This is a genomic window from Klebsiella sp. GG_Kp175 (genome assembly GCF_040062325.1).
Lineage (GTDB): Bacteria > Pseudomonadota > Gammaproteobacteria > Enterobacterales > Enterobacteriaceae > Klebsiella > Klebsiella quasipneumoniae.
Genome location: NZ_JBEAFX010000004.1, coordinates 41,808 through 57,205 on the forward strand (window position 1 = coordinate 41,808; position 15,398 = coordinate 57,205).

Annotated in this window: 13 protein-coding genes; 9 read left to right on the forward strand and 4 right to left on the reverse strand. The window is 59.4% G+C overall.

Annotation, left to right across the window (positions count from 1 at the left end):
• Nucleotides 1-89 precede the first annotated feature (89 nt).
• The gene (gene mdtH / locus ABLU73_RS08830) at nucleotides 90-1,298 is read right to left on the reverse strand and encodes a multidrug efflux MFS transporter MdtH (protein ID WP_053810568.1); all 1,209 of its coding nucleotides are present in this window, start codon (nucleotides 1,296-1,298) and stop codon (nucleotides 90-92) included.
• Nucleotides 1,299-1,526: 228 nt separating this feature from the next.
• Between mdtH and rimJ the strand changes: the two genes are divergently transcribed.
• The 4 genes from rimJ (at nucleotide 1,527) to murJ (ending at nucleotide 5,347) form a co-directional block, all read left to right on the forward strand.
• Nucleotides 1,527-2,111: a ribosomal protein S5-alanine N-acetyltransferase gene (gene rimJ, locus ABLU73_RS08835; protein WP_017900738.1), complete on the forward strand. Its 585-nt coding sequence runs from the start codon at nucleotides 1,527-1,529 to the stop codon at nucleotides 2,109-2,111.
• 9 nt (nucleotides 2,112-2,120) lie between these two features.
• Nucleotides 2,121-2,774 (forward strand): YceH family protein, encoded by a 654-nt coding sequence (locus ABLU73_RS08840; protein WP_004204549.1) that lies wholly within the window; start codon nucleotides 2,121-2,123, stop codon nucleotides 2,772-2,774.
• 14 nt (nucleotides 2,775-2,788) lie between these two features.
• Complete coding sequence (locus tag ABLU73_RS08845; protein WP_072140422.1) at nucleotides 2,789-3,700, forward strand: Gfo/Idh/MocA family oxidoreductase; 912 nt, start codon at nucleotides 2,789-2,791, stop codon at nucleotides 3,698-3,700.
• A gap of 111 nt (nucleotides 3,701-3,811) precedes the next feature.
• On the forward strand, nucleotides 3,812-5,347 hold the full coding sequence (gene murJ, locus ABLU73_RS08850) for a murein biosynthesis integral membrane protein MurJ (RefSeq protein WP_004204551.1): 1,536 nt from the start codon (nucleotides 3,812-3,814) through the stop codon (nucleotides 5,345-5,347).
• Nucleotides 5,348-5,400: 53 nt separating this feature from the next.
• Here the strand turns inward: murJ and ABLU73_RS08855 are convergent, their stop codons facing one another.
• The gene (locus ABLU73_RS08855; protein ID WP_004204552.1) at nucleotides 5,401-6,615 is read right to left on the reverse strand and encodes an MFS transporter; all 1,215 of its coding nucleotides are present in this window, start codon (nucleotides 6,613-6,615) and stop codon (nucleotides 5,401-5,403) included.
• Nucleotides 6,616-6,631: 16 nt separating this feature from the next.
• Between ABLU73_RS08855 and ABLU73_RS08860 the strand changes: the two genes are divergently transcribed.
• Nucleotides 6,632-7,660, forward strand: a complete 1,029-nt coding sequence (locus ABLU73_RS08860; RefSeq protein ID WP_186921044.1) for a LysR family transcriptional regulator — start codon at nucleotides 6,632-6,634, stop codon at nucleotides 7,658-7,660.
• A gap of 39 nt (nucleotides 7,661-7,699) precedes the next feature.
• Here the strand turns inward: ABLU73_RS08860 and rne are convergent, their stop codons facing one another.
• Nucleotides 7,700-10,948, reverse strand: coding sequence for a ribonuclease E (gene rne, locus ABLU73_RS08865; RefSeq protein ID WP_236062950.1), 3,249 nt, complete (start codon nucleotides 10,946-10,948; stop codon nucleotides 7,700-7,702).
• Between the two features lie 699 nt (nucleotides 10,949-11,647).
• On the opposite strand from rne, the gene rluC reads away from it, so the two are divergent.
• Entirely contained in the window at nucleotides 11,648-12,601 is a 954-nt protein-coding gene (rluC, locus tag ABLU73_RS08870; RefSeq protein WP_012542245.1) for a 23S rRNA pseudouridine(955/2504/2580) synthase RluC, read from the forward strand.
• 37 nt (nucleotides 12,602-12,638) lie between these two features.
• Here the strand turns inward: rluC and ABLU73_RS08875 are convergent, their stop codons facing one another.
• Nucleotides 12,639-13,223 carry a nucleoside triphosphate pyrophosphatase gene (locus ABLU73_RS08875; RefSeq protein WP_004204559.1) on the reverse strand — a complete coding sequence of 195 codons (585 nt, stop codon included), beginning with the start codon at nucleotides 13,221-13,223 and terminating at the stop codon, nucleotides 12,639-12,641.
• Nucleotides 13,224-13,364: 141 nt separating this feature from the next.
• Here ABLU73_RS08875 and yceD point away from each other — a divergent pair, with 141 nt between their 5' ends.
• From yceD to plsX, 3 genes are all read left to right on the forward strand, one after another.
• Nucleotides 13,365-13,886 carry a 23S rRNA accumulation protein YceD gene (gene yceD, locus ABLU73_RS08880; protein ID WP_017900733.1) on the forward strand — a complete coding sequence of 174 codons (522 nt, stop codon included), beginning with the start codon at nucleotides 13,365-13,367 and terminating at the stop codon, nucleotides 13,884-13,886.
• 16 nt (nucleotides 13,887-13,902) lie between these two features.
• Nucleotides 13,903-14,076: a 50S ribosomal protein L32 gene (gene rpmF, locus ABLU73_RS08885; RefSeq protein WP_000290724.1), complete on the forward strand. Its 174-nt coding sequence runs from the start codon at nucleotides 13,903-13,905 to the stop codon at nucleotides 14,074-14,076.
• Between the two features lie 203 nt (nucleotides 14,077-14,279).
• Complete coding sequence (gene plsX / locus ABLU73_RS08890) at nucleotides 14,280-15,377, forward strand: phosphate acyltransferase PlsX (protein ID WP_201785712.1); 1,098 nt, start codon at nucleotides 14,280-14,282, stop codon at nucleotides 15,375-15,377.
• Nucleotides 15,378-15,398: the final 21 nt, after the last annotated feature.

The window sequence follows — 15,398 nt, forward strand, 5'->3', positions numbered from 1 at the left end:
ATTCATCCTGACACAAAGCATCATGACCTGTCAGCATCCTCGATACCAGCAGAATAGGCTGAAAGCAGGAGAAACCGCCGCCGCGCGCATCAGGTCCGCGGCTCCAGCATGCCGGAGGCAGAGCGTTTCGGACTAAACTGCCACCACAGCGCCAGGAAGGTGATAACCCCGATGACCCCGAGCATCAGCCACGGCAGCTCGGGCTGACCGGCGGCTTTACCAGCATCAAACAGCCAGCCGCCGCCTGCATATCCCAGCGCGCCGCCAAAGGCGAGCCCCAGGCGGCTGAAGCCCATATAGCTGCCGCGCGCCCGGGCGTCCGCCAGCGAGGCGCCCAGCGTCTCCCGGGCAGGTTCAGCAATGATGGAACCGATGTAAAACAGGCAGATCAGGGTAAACAGCTGCTGCAAACTGCTGGTCATGCCGATGGGGAGCATGGCCAGGGTCATCACCAGCAGACCGGCCATCAGCCGGTGCTCAAGGCGAAAACGTTTTTCGCTCCAGCGGGCAATGGGATAGAGCAGGGTCAGCGAAATGGTGGCTTCGATGGCGTACATCCACTTTACGGCGGCCGGCGAGCCGGCGATGTCATTCACCATGATCGGCAGCATCAGCATCACCTGCACCGCGAGCATGTAATAGCCCGTCAGCGTCAGGACATAGGTGACGAAGCGCTTGTCCCGCAGCACCCGGCCCAGCCCCTCGCGGATCGGCGTTTTTACCGTCGAGAGCTTCCATGCCGGCAGATACCAGGCGTTAAACGCCGCGCAGGCGATAAACAGCGCGGCGCCGGCGCTGCACACCAGGCGGAAATCATACTGCAGCAGCCAGCTGCCCAGCAGCGCGCCAATCACCGCGCCGGCGCTATCCTGCATCATCAGGATGGAGAAAAAGCGGCCGCGCTGATGCGGGCGCACCAGCTTAACCACCAGCGCCGCCCGCGGCGGGTCGAACAGCGTGCCGCCGAGCCCGGAAAGTATGCATGAGAACCACAGCACCCACGGCTCATGGGCGACGGCCATCGCCGCGAAGCCGCCGGCGCGCATCAGCATACCGGTGACGATCATCGGTTTGGCGCCAAAGCGGTCGGCGATGGCGCCGCCAAAGATACCTAATCCCTGCTGCACGAGCTGGCGCAGGCCGAGCGCGATGCCGACCATCAGCGCCGCCCAGCCCATCTGATCGACAAAGCGGATGGAAATCAGCGGGAAGACGACAAAAAAGCCCAGCACGACCAGCATGTTATCGACTAACAGGAAATATTTACCCAGGCTCCTTGCCTGCGAGACGCGGGACATTTCCCCTCCAGGGAAAAATAGAGATAAGCGTGGATATTCTGCGGGCAATCTGCTGCTTTTCCCAGCGCCCTTGCGACAATATTTTTTTATCAAAATGCAAGTTCGATTGAGGCTATTCATCGAAAAGAGGAGATGGCGCAGAAAATGGTATGTTGCTGTTTTCACACCGTCGCGCAGGACAGGTATAGTGAAGGCAGCAAGAATGAAGTCAGGGGGACTGAAAAGGAAATGTTTGGCTATCGCAGTAACGTGCCGAAGGTGCGTTTGACGACGGACCGGCTGGTGGTGCGCCTGGTTCACGATCGTGACGCCTGGCGTCTGGCCGATTATTACGCCGAGAATAAGGCGTTCTTAAAACCCTGGGAGCCGGTTCGTGACGACAGCCACTGCTATCCTTCCGGATGGCAGGCGCGTCTGTCGATGATCGCCGAGTTTCATAAGCAGGGGTCTGCTTTTTATTTCGCGCTACTCGATCCGGAGGAAAAGGAGATCGTCGGCGTGGCGAATTTTTCCAACGTGGTGCGCGGGTCATTCCATGCCTGTTATCTCGGCTACTCTATTGGCGAGAAGTGGCAGGGGCAGGGACTGATGTTTGAAGCGCTGACGTCTGCGATTCGCTATATGCAGCGTACGCAGCATATTCATCGCATTATGGCCAACTATATGCCGCATAATCAGCGCAGCGGCGCGCTGCTGGCGCGGTTGGGGTTTGAAAAAGAGGGTTACGCCAAAGATTACCTGCTGATTGACGGGCAGTGGCGTGACCATGTATTGACGGCGCTAACGACGCCGGACTGGTCAGCGGGACGTTAAGGAGAGAGGATGAAATATCAGTTAACCGCGCACGAAGCGCGCGTCATTGGCTGTCTGCTGGAAAAGCAGGTCACCACGCCTGAGCAGTATCCGCTGTCGGTGAACGCCGTAGTGACCGCCTGCAATCAGAAAACCAACCGCGAGCCGGTGATGTCGCTGAGCGAAGGCGAAGTCCAGGCTCTGCTGGATACCCTGGTGAAACGCCATTATCTGCGTACGGTCAGTGGCTTCGGCAATCGGGTCACTAAGTATGAGCAGCGCTTTTGCAACTCCGAATTTGGCGATCTGAAGCTCAGCGCCGGCGAGGTGGCGGTGGTGACGACGCTGCTGCTGCGGGGCGCCCAGACGCCGGGTGAATTACGCAGTCGGGCGCAGCGGATGCATGAGTTCAGCGATATGGCGGAAGTGGAAAGCGTGCTGGAAGGGCTGGCGACCCGCGAAGATGGTCCCTTTGTCGCCCGTCTGCCCCGGGAGCCGGGGAAACGGGAAAGCCGCTATATGCATCTGTTTTGCGACGACATGGACACACTGATCACGACAGTGGAAGCACTCTCGCCCCTGGAAGAGGAAGACGATCTGCGTGCCAGGGTTGAAGCGCTGGAAGGCGAGGTGGCGGAGCTGAAAGCGCGCCTCGATTCGCTGTTACACCATCTGGGGGACTAAACGTGGGGACAAGATTGCGCATTGGGGTGGTTGGCCTGGGCGGTATTGCGCAGAAAGCGTGGCTGCCGGTTCTGGGGGCGGCGGAAAGCTGGACGCTGCAGGCGGCCTGGTCGCCGGGAAAAGAGAAGGCGCTGCGGGTTTGCGAAACCTGGCGGATGCCATACGCTGAATCGCTGGATGCCCTGGCGGCGCAGTGCGATGCGGTCTTTGTTCATACGTCGACGGCTTCACATTATGAAGTGGTGAATCATTTGCTGAATGCCGGGGTTCATGTTTGCGTAGACAAACCGCTGGCGGACAAGCTGAGTGAGGCGGAGACGCTGGTCGAGCTGGCGGCGCGGCGTCGTCTGACGCTGATGGTCGGTTTCAATCGCCGCTTCGCACCGCTCTATCGGGAGCTAAAGGGGCGGCTGGGCGAGGCGGCCTCGCTGCGGATGGATAAGCACCGCAGCGATAGCGTGGGCAACGATCTGCGCTTTACCCTGCTTGATGACTATCTGCACGTGGTGGATACCGCGCTATGGCTGGCCGACGGTCAGGCGCGTCTGCGCGGTGGCGCGCTACAGATCACTCCGCAGGGCGAGATGCTGTATGCCGAACACCAGTTCAGTTCGCCCCGGCTGCAGGTCACCACCAGCATGCACCGCCGCGCAGGCAGCCAGCGCGAGTGGGTGCAGGCGGTTACGGATGGCGGGCTATATGCCGTCAGCGAGATGCGCGAATGGCAGGAGGAGTGCGGTCACGGCGTGGTCCAGCGCCCGGTCGCCAGCTGGCAAACCACCCTTGAGCAGCGCGGCTTTGTCGGCTGTGCGCGCCATTTTATCGAATGCGTGCAAAATCAGACGGTTCCTGAAACCGCAGGCGAACAGGCGCTGCTGGCTCAGCGGGTGGTCGACAAACTTTGGCGCGACGCCATCAGCGAATAATCCGTTGTAACAACTGACAGTAGTAATTCATGTTGAACCCGGTAGACTATCGCCACTTTCCAGCGCCCGCATTTGCGGGCGTTTTACTCCAGGGTTTGGAATAACAGCGTAATGAACCTTTTAAAATCACTGGCGGCCGTCAGTTCGATGACCATGTTTTCGCGCGTGCTGGGCTTTGCCCGCGATGCGATTGTGGCGCGCATTTTTGGCGCCGGGATGGCGACCGACGCCTTTTTCGTCGCCTTTAAACTGCCTAATCTGCTGCGGCGTATTTTTGCCGAAGGCGCCTTCTCTCAGGCGTTTGTACCGATCCTTGCCGAATATAAAAGCAAGCAGGGCGAAGATGCCACCCGGGTGTTTGTCTCGTATGTCTCCGGATTGCTGACCCTGGCCCTGGCGATCGTCACCGTTATCGGGATGCTGGCGGCGCCGTGGGTGATCACCATCACCGCCCCCGGGTTTGCTGATACCGCCGATAAATTTGCGCTGACTACCCAATTGCTGCGCATTACCTTCCCCTATATTTTGCTGATCTCCCTCGCCTCGCTGGTGGGGGCGATCCTTAATACCTGGAACCGCTTCTCGGTGCCGGCCTTTGCGCCGACGTTCCTCAACGTCAGCATGATTGGCTTTGCGCTGTTTGCCGCACCGTACTTTCATCCGCCGGTGCTGGCCCTGGCCTGGGCGGTCACGGTCGGCGGCGTGCTACAGCTGGCCTACCAGCTGCCGCACCTGAAGAAAATTGGCATGCTGGTCCTGCCGCGCATCAATCTGAAAGATGCCGGCGCGATGCGGGTGGTGAAGCAGATGGGGCCGGCGATCCTTGGCGTGTCGGTAAGCCAGATCTCCCTTATTATCAATACTATCTTCGCTTCGTTTCTCGTGTCGGGATCGGTGTCTTGGATGTACTACGCCGACCGTCTGATGGAGTTTCCGTCCGGTGTCCTGGGAGTGGCGCTCGGCACTATCCTGCTGCCATCGCTGTCAAAAAGCTTCGCCAGCGGTAATCATGACGAGTATTGCCGGCTGATGGACTGGGGGCTGCGTCTCTGCTTCCTGCTGGCGCTGCCGAGCGCGGTGGCGCTGGGGATCCTCGCCAAACCGCTGACCGTGGCCCTGTTCCAGTACGGCAAATTTAGCGCTTTTGATGCGGCAATGACCCAGCGCGCGCTGGTGGCCTATTCCGTGGGACTAATGGGGCTTATCGTGGTGAAGGTGCTGGCGCCGGGCTTCTATTCCCGCCAGGACATCAAGACCCCGGTCAAGATTGCTATTGTCACCCTGATTATGACCCAGGTGATGAACCTGGCGTTTATCGGCCCGCTGAAGCATGCGGGTCTGTCGCTGTCCATTGGCCTGGCGGCCTGCCTGAACGCCGCGCTGCTTTACTGGCAGTTGCGTAAACAGAAGATCTTTACCCCGCAACCGGGCTGGCTGGCCTTCCTGCTGCGTCTGATTGCTGCGGTGCTGGTTATGGCTGCGGCGCTGCTGGGCGTCATGCATATCATGCCGGAGTGGTCGCTGGGGACGATGCCGTTCCGTCTGATGCGCCTGCTGGTGGTGGTTGTCGCCGGGGTGGTGGCCTATTTCGCCACACTGCTGCTGTTGGGCTTCCGCGTGAAAGAGTTTGCCCGACGTACAGCCTAAGCGGTTGTGCGGGAATGGATGAACCCGCTTCACCTCAGGCGAAGCGGGTTTTTTTATGATGCGCGGCGTTCGGCAGCGACGATACGGGCATTCTCCAGCAGGCGGATTGCCAGGGCGATCGCCCCGCTGACCACCGCCAGGGTAACCACCCCGTTCCAGCCGGCCAGCACGTACAGCTTGCTGCCCAGCACCGACCCCAGCGACATCCCGATGAAGACCACGGTAAACAGCAGGGCGTTAAGGCGGCCGCGGGCCTGCGGCTCGAGGCCATACACCAGGTTCTGATGCGCCACCAGGCTTGACTGCAGGCCAAGGTCGAAGCCAATCGCCGACAGGGCAATCAGCGCCAGCTGGCCATGCAGTGGCAGCAGCGGCAGTATAAACATCAGGGCGAAGGAGACGGTGACCAGCGCCGCCCCCATTTGAGTCACTTTACCGGCACCAAATTTATCGGCCAGTCCGCCGGCCAGCGGCGCGGCCAGCGCCCCGGCAGCCCCGGCGATACCAAAGCCGCCCGCTACCGCACTGCCCATGTGATAGTGTTCGGAGAGCATCACCGCCAGCGTCGACCAGAAGGCGCTGAAGGCGACAGAGAGCGCCCCCTGAGCCAGCGCAGCGCGGCGTAGCGCCGGGTAGCGCTGCCACAGATGCGCCATTGAGGCCATCAGCTGCGGATAGCTCAGCGTCGAGTGAATGGCGAAGCGCGGCAGCACCCGCCACATCACCAGGCCAATCAGCGCCACGCTGACCGCCGCCGCCTGATACATCACCCGCCAGCCAAACACTGCGCCCACCACGCCGCTGACCGTCCGGGAAAGCAGGATCCCCAGCAGCAGCCCGGTCATCACCGTGCCCACCATTTTGCCCTGCTTGCCCGCCGGGGCGAGGATCGCCGCCGCAGGGACGATATCCTGCGCCATGGTCGCCGCCATACCGATCAGCAGACTGACCACCAGCAGTGAGCTGAGCTGGCCGGTGAGGCTGCACAGGAGCAGCAGGAGCGCCAGCAGCGCGCTTTTCACCAAAATCAGCCGGCGGCGATCGTGGCGGTCGCCGAGCGGGAGCAGGAACAGAATGCCGAGCGCATAACCCGCCTGCGTCAGAGTAGGGACCAGACCCATACCTTCTACCGTCAGGTGGAGATTGGCGCCCATCAACGGCAGCAGCGGCTGCGCGTAGTAGATAGAGGCGACGCTAAAGCCGGCGCCGAGCGCGAGAATGAAGATAATCCAGCCTGCGTCGCGGGTGGAAAGGGAAGTCGGTGTCATGATCAATACCTCGTGAATGCGATGGGGCTATTTTTCCCTGAATGCGGTTGGCGCGGTAGCCGGGCTGGTGGTAAAACGGTTATACGTAGCACGTATAGGCAAAAGAAAAATGAAAAGACAGGAGCGTATAGATCGCATTGAGCTGATGCGTACCTATATTCGTATTATAGAGGCAGGGTCGCTCTCCGCCGCGGCGGGGCAGATGGAGACCACCCAGGCGACCGTCAGCCGCCGCCTGCAGTCCCTTGAAGGGCTGCTGGGAGTCAAGCTGATCCTGCGTACCACCCATGCGATGAAGCTCACTGACGATGGCGAACGTTGCTACCGTCACGCCCGCCAGCTGGTGGATGCCTGGCTGGCGCTGGAAGATGACCTGCGTATTGCCGACGATCGGCCGGTGGGGGTGCTGCGGGTGAGGGCGCCGCACGCTTTTGGCCAGCAGCAGCTGCTGGGGCCGCTGGTCGCCTTTCTCCAGCGCCACCCGCAACTGTCGGTGGAGTGGATGCTGAATGATAATACTGTCGACTTTCTCAGCGATAATATCGACTGCGCCATCCGCGTGGGGGCGGAGGTGGATCCGGCCACGGTCTCCGTGCTGCTGGCGGAAGTGCCGCGCTGCGTGGTGGCCTCCCCTGAACTGCTGGCGAAGTACCCGCCGTTAACCTCGCTGGAGGCGTTATCCGGCCTGCCGTGGATCGCCATTAACACCTTTTATCAGCATGAGGTGCGGCTCCGACATCAGGTCAGCGGACAGCTCGTCTCCACGGCGATCACCCCCTGTCTGAGCACCGACAGCCTTTACGTCGCGCGTAACACTGCGCTGGCGGGGCTGGGGGTGGCGATGGTGTCCAGCTGGGCCGTGGCGGAGGATCTTGCTGCCGGAAGGTTGACAGAGCTGTTCCCGCAGTGGCGTCCCGCCTCGCTGCCGGTCCACCTGGTCTATCCCTGGGCGCGCTATTATCCGACGCGGCTGCGTAAATTCCTCGACCTGATGCGGGAGATCATGCCGGACCTCGCCGGCATGCAGCCTCCGCAAAGCGCATAAAAAAACCGGCCAGGAGGCCGGTTTTTTTATTTAGCACGCTTACTCGACGGGCTGTGGGCGGGTCGGTTCAGCGGTGGCTTTATGGGTGGCGCTATGACCGCCGGCGGCGCCTTTGCCTTCAAAAGCGAATGGCGGGCGCACCCAGGTGCTGTGGCGCGGCGCTTCCGGGACATAGTCCGGCGCTGGCGCACGGGTCATTGGCGCGGTGGCATGGCGATGACCCGCCACCACTACCGGCTTACTCACCGGAGGCTCGACTTTGACCGGCTCGACAGGCGCGGCTTCGACAACCGGTGCGTCAACAACCGGTGCTTCAACTGCGGTTTCCGCCGCCGGCGTGATGGTTTCCACTGGCGCTTCAACGACAGGCGCCGTTTCCACCACTTCAGGTTCTACCACCACCGGCTCGGCGTCGAGCGTCGCTGGCGCGATAGCCTGAGGCGCTTCGACAGCCGGCGCTTCGGTGACCAGCTCCTGCGGCGCTGGCTCGACGGCTGCTGGCGCGACACCTTCCGCAGCATCAACCACCACCGGCTCGGCGGCTACGACCGGCTCGACGACCACAGGCTCGGCGGTAACCGGCTCCATGGTAGCCGGCTCGACGGTGACCGGGGCAGCGGTAACGGTTTCAACGACGGCAACCGGGGTCGCGACGGGCGCGACGGTTTCCACGAGGTTGTCGTTCTGAACCTGAACCTCTTCCGGCTGCTGATCCTGCGGACGAACCACCGGGTAGCGGATCCAGACTTTACCGGAAGCCATCTCCGGCGATGCGCAGGCTACGGTCAGCGGCATTGGCGACTGGGTCGGATAGCGTTCGTCACGATAGCGACGACGACGCTGACCGCTGACGCGCAGGTGACGCGGGGAACGACGTGAGCGACGCGGCATACCGTTCGCTTCACGGGATTCGCCATTTTCGTCCTGGTCCGCCACGCTCTCCACTACTGCTGGCAGCTCGGCTTTCACCGGCTCGCTGCGCGGAGCGATAACTTCCGCCACTACGGCTTCTGGCACGATCTCGGCAACCTGCTCAACGACAGCGGACTCAACGCGTACTTTCTGCGCCAGCTGGCGCGGTTTACGACGCGGCAGGGTCTGCACACGCTCTTCCTGCTCCGTCTCCTGCGCTACCGGCTCTTCGCGAGTCTGCGCTTTGGCTTCCTGCTGCGCCTGACGTTTGTCGTCATTGCGGCGGCGGGTGCGTTCGCGGCGCGGCTGCTGCTCGTCACGAGATTTCGCTTTCTCCGCGTCGTCGCCTGAGGTCTGGCGAACATCACGGGCTTCCACATTCTGCGACGGCTTCTCGCGACGGTTGCGACGGTTCTCTTCACGCGATTCGCGCGGTTCACGGCCCTCGGCATTGTCCGCACGAGTGTCACGATTGTCACGGTTATCGCGGTTGTCACGATTGTCGCGGTTTTCACGGCGGTCGTTGCGATCGCGGCGGTTGTTGGCGCGCGGTTTACGGCGCTCCTGCTGACGCTCCGGTTTTTCTTCCGCTTTCTTCTCGACCTTAACCTCAGCCGGTTTGGCCTCTTCGGCGCCAGAGAAGATATTCTTCAGCGCGCTGAAGAAGCGTGAGAGCAGGCCAGGCTGCGCCGGTGCGGCGGCCGCGACCGGTGCCGCTGCGGCGACAGGTGCGGCGACAGGCTCTTCAAGCATCGGGGCCGGCGGCGCGTCAGGCATGACAAAAGCGGCCAGGGCCGGCTGTTCCGGACGTTTCCGTTCTGCCGGCTCATCGTCGCCCGGCAGCGCCATCTCTTCTTCATGCAGCTTCGGCAGCAGGTAGCTCAGCGTTGAGGTCTCTTCACCTTTGCGCACGCGCAGGACGGAGTAGTGCGGCGTCTGCATTTCGTCGTTTGGCACGATAATCACGCGCACATCGCCCTGACGGGATTCGATAGCGCTCACCGCGGCACGTTTTTCGTTCAGCAGATAGGAGGCGATCGGTACCGGAACGATGGCGTGCACTTCTTTGGTGTTCTCTTTCAGCGCTTCTTCTTCAATCAGACGCAGAATAGAGAGCGACAGCGATTCGTTATCACGCACGGTGCCGGTGCCGGAGCAGCGCGGGCAGACGTGGTGGCTGGATTCGCCCAGCGACGGGCTCAGGCGCTGGCGGGACATCTCCAGCAGGCCGAAGCGCGAGATATGGCTGATCTGAATGCGCGCCCGGTCCTGACGGACGGCTTCGCGCAGACGGTTCTCCACAGCGCGCTGGTGGCGAACCGGGGTCATATCGATAAAGTCGATAACGATCAGGCCGCCGAGGTCGCGCAGACGCAGCTGGCGGGCAATCTCGTCAGCCGCTTCGAGGTTGGTGTTGAACGCCGTCTCTTCGATATCGCCGCCGCGGGTGGCGCGGGCCGAGTTGATATCGATCGCGGTCAGCGCTTCAGTGCTGTCGATGACGATAGAGCCACCGGACGGCAGACGCACTTCACGCTGGAAGGCGGATTCAATCTGGGATTCGATCTGGTAGTGGCTGAACAGCGGGATTTCACCGGTGTACAGTTTGATTTTGCTGCTGAAATCCGGACGACCCAGCGCGGCGATATGCTGGCGCGCCAGCTCGAGCACTTTCGGATTATCGATCAGGATTTCGCCGATATCCTGGCGCAGATAGTCACGGAAGGCGCGGACAATGACGTTGCTTTCCTGGTGGATAAGGAACGGCGCCGGACGGCTTTCCGCGGCTTTCTGAATCGCTTCCCAGTGTTTCAGACGGAAGCTCAGGTCCCACTGCAGGGCTTCGGCAGATTTGCCGACGCCAGCGGTGCGAACGATAAGGCCCATGCCGTCCGGAAGCTCCAGGCTCGCCAGCGCTTCTTTCAGTTCGGTACGGTCGTCGCCCTCGATACGGCGGGAAATTCCCCCCGCGCGCGGGTTGTTCGGCATCAATACCAGATAGCTGCCCGCCAGGCTGATAAAGGTGGTGAGCGCAGCGCCTTTGTTGCCGCGTTCTTCTTTATCAATCTGCACGATAACTTCCTGACCTTCACGCAGTACGTCTTTGATATTAGGACGGCCGTGCGCATTGTAGTTGGCGGGGAAGTATTCGCGGGCGATTTCTTTGAGGGGGAGGAAACCATGACGCTCGGCGCCGTAATCAACAAACGCGGCTTCAAGGCTGGGTTCAATGCGGGTGATTTTGCCTTTGTAGATGTTCGCTTTTTTCTGTTCGTGCCCGGGGCTTTCGATATCCAGGTCGTACAGGCGCTGCCCATCAACAAGGGCGACGCGCAACTCTTCCTGCTGAGTTGCGTTGATTAACATTCTTTTCATCGTAACTTACTCATTATTCTTACATTGACGACTAAGCTGCGGGCAGAGTAATGCCTTTCCGGGGGAAAACCGATGGCCTCGTGTCTGGTTCACGTCGCCAACCTCACGGTTGTCGCGCGCTTAAGAGGCGCAGAGTGTCGGTCGCCTGTGTTTCAAACGGAAACACAGCGCAATTATTCAGGGGAACAGCCTGGGATGTATCACCAGAGAATATTCCATTTATACTCGTCGTCTTTCGCGTTGCAGGCATGATGGCTTAACCTGCTCACCTCGATCAGCGGATCCAGATGAGCTCCCGGGAGTCCCGGAGTTGACGCCTTCCTGCGACTTGAAATCCATAGAGCCTGTACCGGTAAGGACTGCAACCCGCAGCCCGCTAACTGTCTGAAAGATCACAACGTCTTACGCCATTGCTGCGTGGGCGATCGGTCAGACAAAACTGGTCATTCCGCTAATGTCTTGTTCTAACAAGATGCAATACGGAAAACGGTCTCATTATTCCATTGCTAACCTTGTTATAGCAAGTTGACTTTCACCTTTTATCACCCGGTTACTCACAGTTTTATCACCTGCCCATACAGATTGTTCTAATAACAAACAATATGGCGGTCAGGCAAACCGTGAAAACAGGATAATGATAAATATAAGCATATAAAAATGAGTGGCGCTAATGTGTCCGGCTATTTAGAATCGCGCACCATGAAAACTGAGACCCCAACCGTAAAAATGGTTGCCATTGCTGCTGATGAAGCGGGGCAACGTATCGACAACTTTTTGCGTACCCAATTGAAAGGCGTACCGAAGAGCATGATTTATCGCATCCTGCGTAAAGGCGAGGTGCGGGTGAATAAAAAACGCGTGAAGCCGGAGTATAAGCTGGAGGCGGGCGATGAAGTCCGTATCCCTCCGGTGCGCGTGGCGGAGCGTGAAGAAGAGGCGGTATCGCCGCATCTGCAGAAAGTGGCGGCGCTCTCTGAGGTGATCCTCTATGAAGACGATCATATTCTGGTCCTCAATAAGCCTTCCGGTACCGCGGTACATGGCGGCAGCGGCCTGAGCTTCGGCGTGATTGAAGGGCTGCGCGCCCTGCGCCCGGAGGCGCGCTTCCTTGAGCTGGTGCATCGGCTCGACCGCGATACCTCTGGCGTGCTGCTGGTGGCGAAAAAGCGCTCGGCGCTGCGTTCGCTGCACGAGCAGCTGCGTGATAAAGGCATGCAGAAAGACTATCTGGCGCTGGTGCGCGGCCAGTGGCAGTCGCATACCAAAGTGGTGCAGGCCCCGCTGTTGAAGAACATTCTGCAGAGCGGCGAGAGAATCGTCCGCGTGAGTCAGGAAGGCAAGCCGTCAGAGACGCGCTTCAAAGTGGAAGAGCGTTATGAATTCGCCACTCTGGTGCGCTGCAGTCCGGTCACCGGACGCACGCATCAGATTCGCGTTCATACCCAGTATGCCGGCCATCCTATCGCCTTTGACGACCGCTATGGCGACCGCGAATTTGACAAGCAACTCTCTGGTACCGGCTTAAACCGCCTGTTCCTCCACGCTGCTGCGCTGAAGTTTACCCACCCGGGGAGCGGGGAGGTGATGCGCGTTGAGGCGCCGCTGGATAACCAGCTGAAGCACTGTCTACAGGTGCTACGGAAGAGCAAATAAGTGCAACGGCGGAATCAGTTCCGCCGTTTTTTTTACCTCAGCCTAACAGCGGGTTGTAATTTTCGCGGCGCAGCATCTGACAGAGCGCGATCAAGGGTAAACCGACCAGCGTATTCGGATCTCGGCCTTCCAGCCGTTCGAACAGCGTAATACCTAACCCCTCGCTCTTAAAACTCCCGGCGCACTGCAGCGGGTTCTCTTTACGCACATAGCCTTCGATCTCTTTATCGCTGAGATGCCGGAAGTGGACGTCAAAGGGCTCGCATTCGGTTTGCAGATGACCGCTGGCGGAGTTGTACAGCGCGAGCCCGGTATAAAAGGTAATGATCGACCCGCTCGCCTTTCTCAACTGCCTGCGGGCATTTTCCTCGGTGTGCGGTTTGCCGGTGATCTCACCGTCCAATACGCAAACCTGATCGGAGCCTATAATAAGGTGATTGGGGTAGCGCGAAGCCAGGCTCTGCGCTTTGGCCTGCGCCAGCCGGGTGACAAGCTGACGCGCGGATTCTTCAGGGCGGGGCGTTTCGTCGACGTCAGGCGCCGCACATTCAAATGGTAACCCCAGTTTTTCCAGCAGCATGCGCCGCCAGGGAGAGGTTGACGCCAGGATAAGTTGAGACATATTTTTTCATCCACATATAGCGCTTCGCAGAGCATCATCTTAAACTATGCGCCGCAATGTGTGCGAATAAATGGCAAAAGGCAACCTGAGGCTGCCTTTTTCTTTGACTCTATGACATTACAAAGTTAATATGCGCGCCCTATGCAAAAGGTAAAATTACCCCTGACTCTTGATCCGGTACGCACGGCTCAAAAACGCCTTGATTACGAAGGCATCTATGCCCGCGATCAGGTTGAACGTGTAGCCGATTCTGTAGTCAGCGTGGACAGCGATGTGGAATGCAGCATGTCGTTCGCTATCGATAACCAGCGTCTCGCCGTTATTACAGGCGATGCGAAGGTGACGGTAACCCTCGAATGCCAGCGTTGCGGGAAACCGTTTTCCCATCACGTCCACACCACGTATTGTTTTAGCCCCGTCAGAAATGACGAACAGGCCGAAGCACTACCGGAAGCGTATGAGCCGATTGAGGTTAACGAATTCGGTGAAATCGACCTGCAGGCAATGGTCGAGGATGAAATTATCCTCTCCCTGCCCGTAGTTCCGGTGCATGATTCTGAACACTGTGAAGTGTCCGACGCGGACATGGTCTTTGGCGAACTGCCTGAAGAGGCACAAAAACCAAACCCATTTGCCGTATTAGCCAGCTTAAAGCGTAAGTAATTGAGGAGTAAGGTCCATGGCCGTACAACAGAATAAACCAACCCGTTCCAAACGTGGCATGCGTCGTTCCCATGACGCGCTGACCGCAGTCACCAGCCTGTCTGTAGACAAAACTTCTGGTGAGAAACACCTGCGTCACCACATCACTGCCGACGGTTTCTACCGCGGTCGCAAGGTTATCGCTAAGTAATCACGCGATACTCGCAGGATTTCCCGTTGCAGGCCATGGCGGGTTTGTACGTACCTGGGCACTCGGTTAACCCGATAACCAGAGGCGTCAATGCCCGGATTGTTGCGTCTGCAGCGTGAAAATTCGCGGGTGCCAGCGTGATGAAGCTTAGTGAGGACTCCCCGGGCAACTGGGGAATCACCGAACCGGGCAGCGACGATACCTTGACACGTCTAACCCTGGCGTTAGATGTCATGGGGGGCGATTTCGGCCCATCCGTGACAGTGCCTGCAGCACTGCAGGCACTGAACTCTAATTCGCAACTCACACTTCTTTTAGTCGGCGATCCCGACGCCATCACGCCATTACTCGCCAAAGCTGACTTCGAACAACGTTCGCGTCTGCAGATTATTCCTGCGCAGTCAGTTATTGCCAGTGATGCGCGACCCGCACAGGCTATCCGCAGCAGTCGCGGAAGCTCAATGCGCGTGGCGCTGGAGCTTGTGAAAGAAGGGCGGGCGGAAGCCTGCGTCAGCGCCGGCAACACCGGCGCGCTGATGGGTCTGGCGAAACTGCTGCTCAAACCGATTGAAGGTATTGAGCGGCCGGCGCTGGTGACGGTGCTGCCGCACCAGCAGAAGGGCAAAACCGTGGTGCTGGATCTCGGCGCCAACGTCGATTGCGACAGCACGATGCTGGTGCAATTCGCGGTGATGGGTGCAGTGCTGGCGGAAGAGGTGGTCGGCATTGCCAATCCTCGCGTCGCCTTGCTGAACATCGGCGAAGAAGAGATGAAAGGCCTCAGCAGCATCCGCGATGCTGCTGCAGTGCTCAAAACGCTGCCTTCCCTCAACTACATCGGCTATCTTGAAGCCAATGAACTGTTGACCGGAAAAACCGATGTGCTGGTTTGTGATGGATTCACGGGCAACGTCACATTAAAAACCATGGAAGGTGTTGTCAGAATGTTCCTTTCACTGCTGAAATCTCAGGGAGAGGGCAAAAAACGGTCGTGGTGGCTGCTGTTACTAAAACGTTGGTTACAAAAAAGCCTGGCGAGGCGATTCAGTCACCTCAACCCCGACCAGTATAATGGCGCCTGTCTGTTAGGATTGCGCGGTTCCGTGATCAAGAGTCATGGTGCTGCCAATCAACGCGCCTTTAGCGTCGCGATAGAGCAGGCAGTGCAGGCGGTGCAGCGGCAAATTCCCCAACGGATCGCCGCGCGCCTGGAATCTTTATACCCAGCTGGTTTCGAGCTGCCGGAAAGCGACAGTGATGTGAACGCCCGACAGCAAAGCGGGACGAATGGACACCACTGACGCCGCGGCGGTTGAACGAGG

Bases quoted from the DNA above. Each gene is read 5' to 3' on its own strand.
- mdtH (WP_053810568.1), bottom strand. From the start codon at position 1,298: ATGTCCCGCGTCTCGCAGGCAAGGAGCCTGGGTAAATATTTCCTGTTA.
- rimJ (WP_017900738.1), top strand. From the start codon at position 1,527: ATGTTTGGCTATCGCAGTAACGTGCCGAAGGTGCGTTTGACGACGGAC.
- ABLU73_RS08840 (WP_004204549.1), top strand. From the start codon at position 2,121: ATGAAATATCAGTTAACCGCGCACGAAGCGCGCGTCATTGGCTGTCTG.
- murJ (WP_004204551.1), top strand. From the start codon at position 3,812: ATGAACCTTTTAAAATCACTGGCGGCCGTCAGTTCGATGACCATGTTT.
- ABLU73_RS08855 (WP_004204552.1), bottom strand. From the start codon at position 6,615: ATGACACCGACTTCCCTTTCCACCCGCGACGCAGGCTGGATTATCTTC.
- ABLU73_RS08860 (WP_186921044.1), top strand. From the start codon at position 6,632: ATGCGATGGGGCTATTTTTCCCTGAATGCGGTTGGCGCGGTAGCCGGG.
- rne (WP_236062950.1), bottom strand. From the start codon at position 10,948: ATGAAAAGAATGTTAATCAACGCAACTCAGCAGGAAGAGTTGCGCGTC.
- rluC (WP_012542245.1), top strand. From the start codon at position 11,648: ATGAAAACTGAGACCCCAACCGTAAAAATGGTTGCCATTGCTGCTGAT.
- ABLU73_RS08875 (WP_004204559.1), bottom strand. From the start codon at position 13,223: ATGTCTCAACTTATCCTGGCGTCAACCTCTCCCTGGCGGCGCATGCTG.
- yceD (WP_017900733.1), top strand. From the start codon at position 13,365: ATGCAAAAGGTAAAATTACCCCTGACTCTTGATCCGGTACGCACGGCT.
- rpmF (WP_000290724.1), top strand. From the start codon at position 13,903: ATGGCCGTACAACAGAATAAACCAACCCGTTCCAAACGTGGCATGCGT.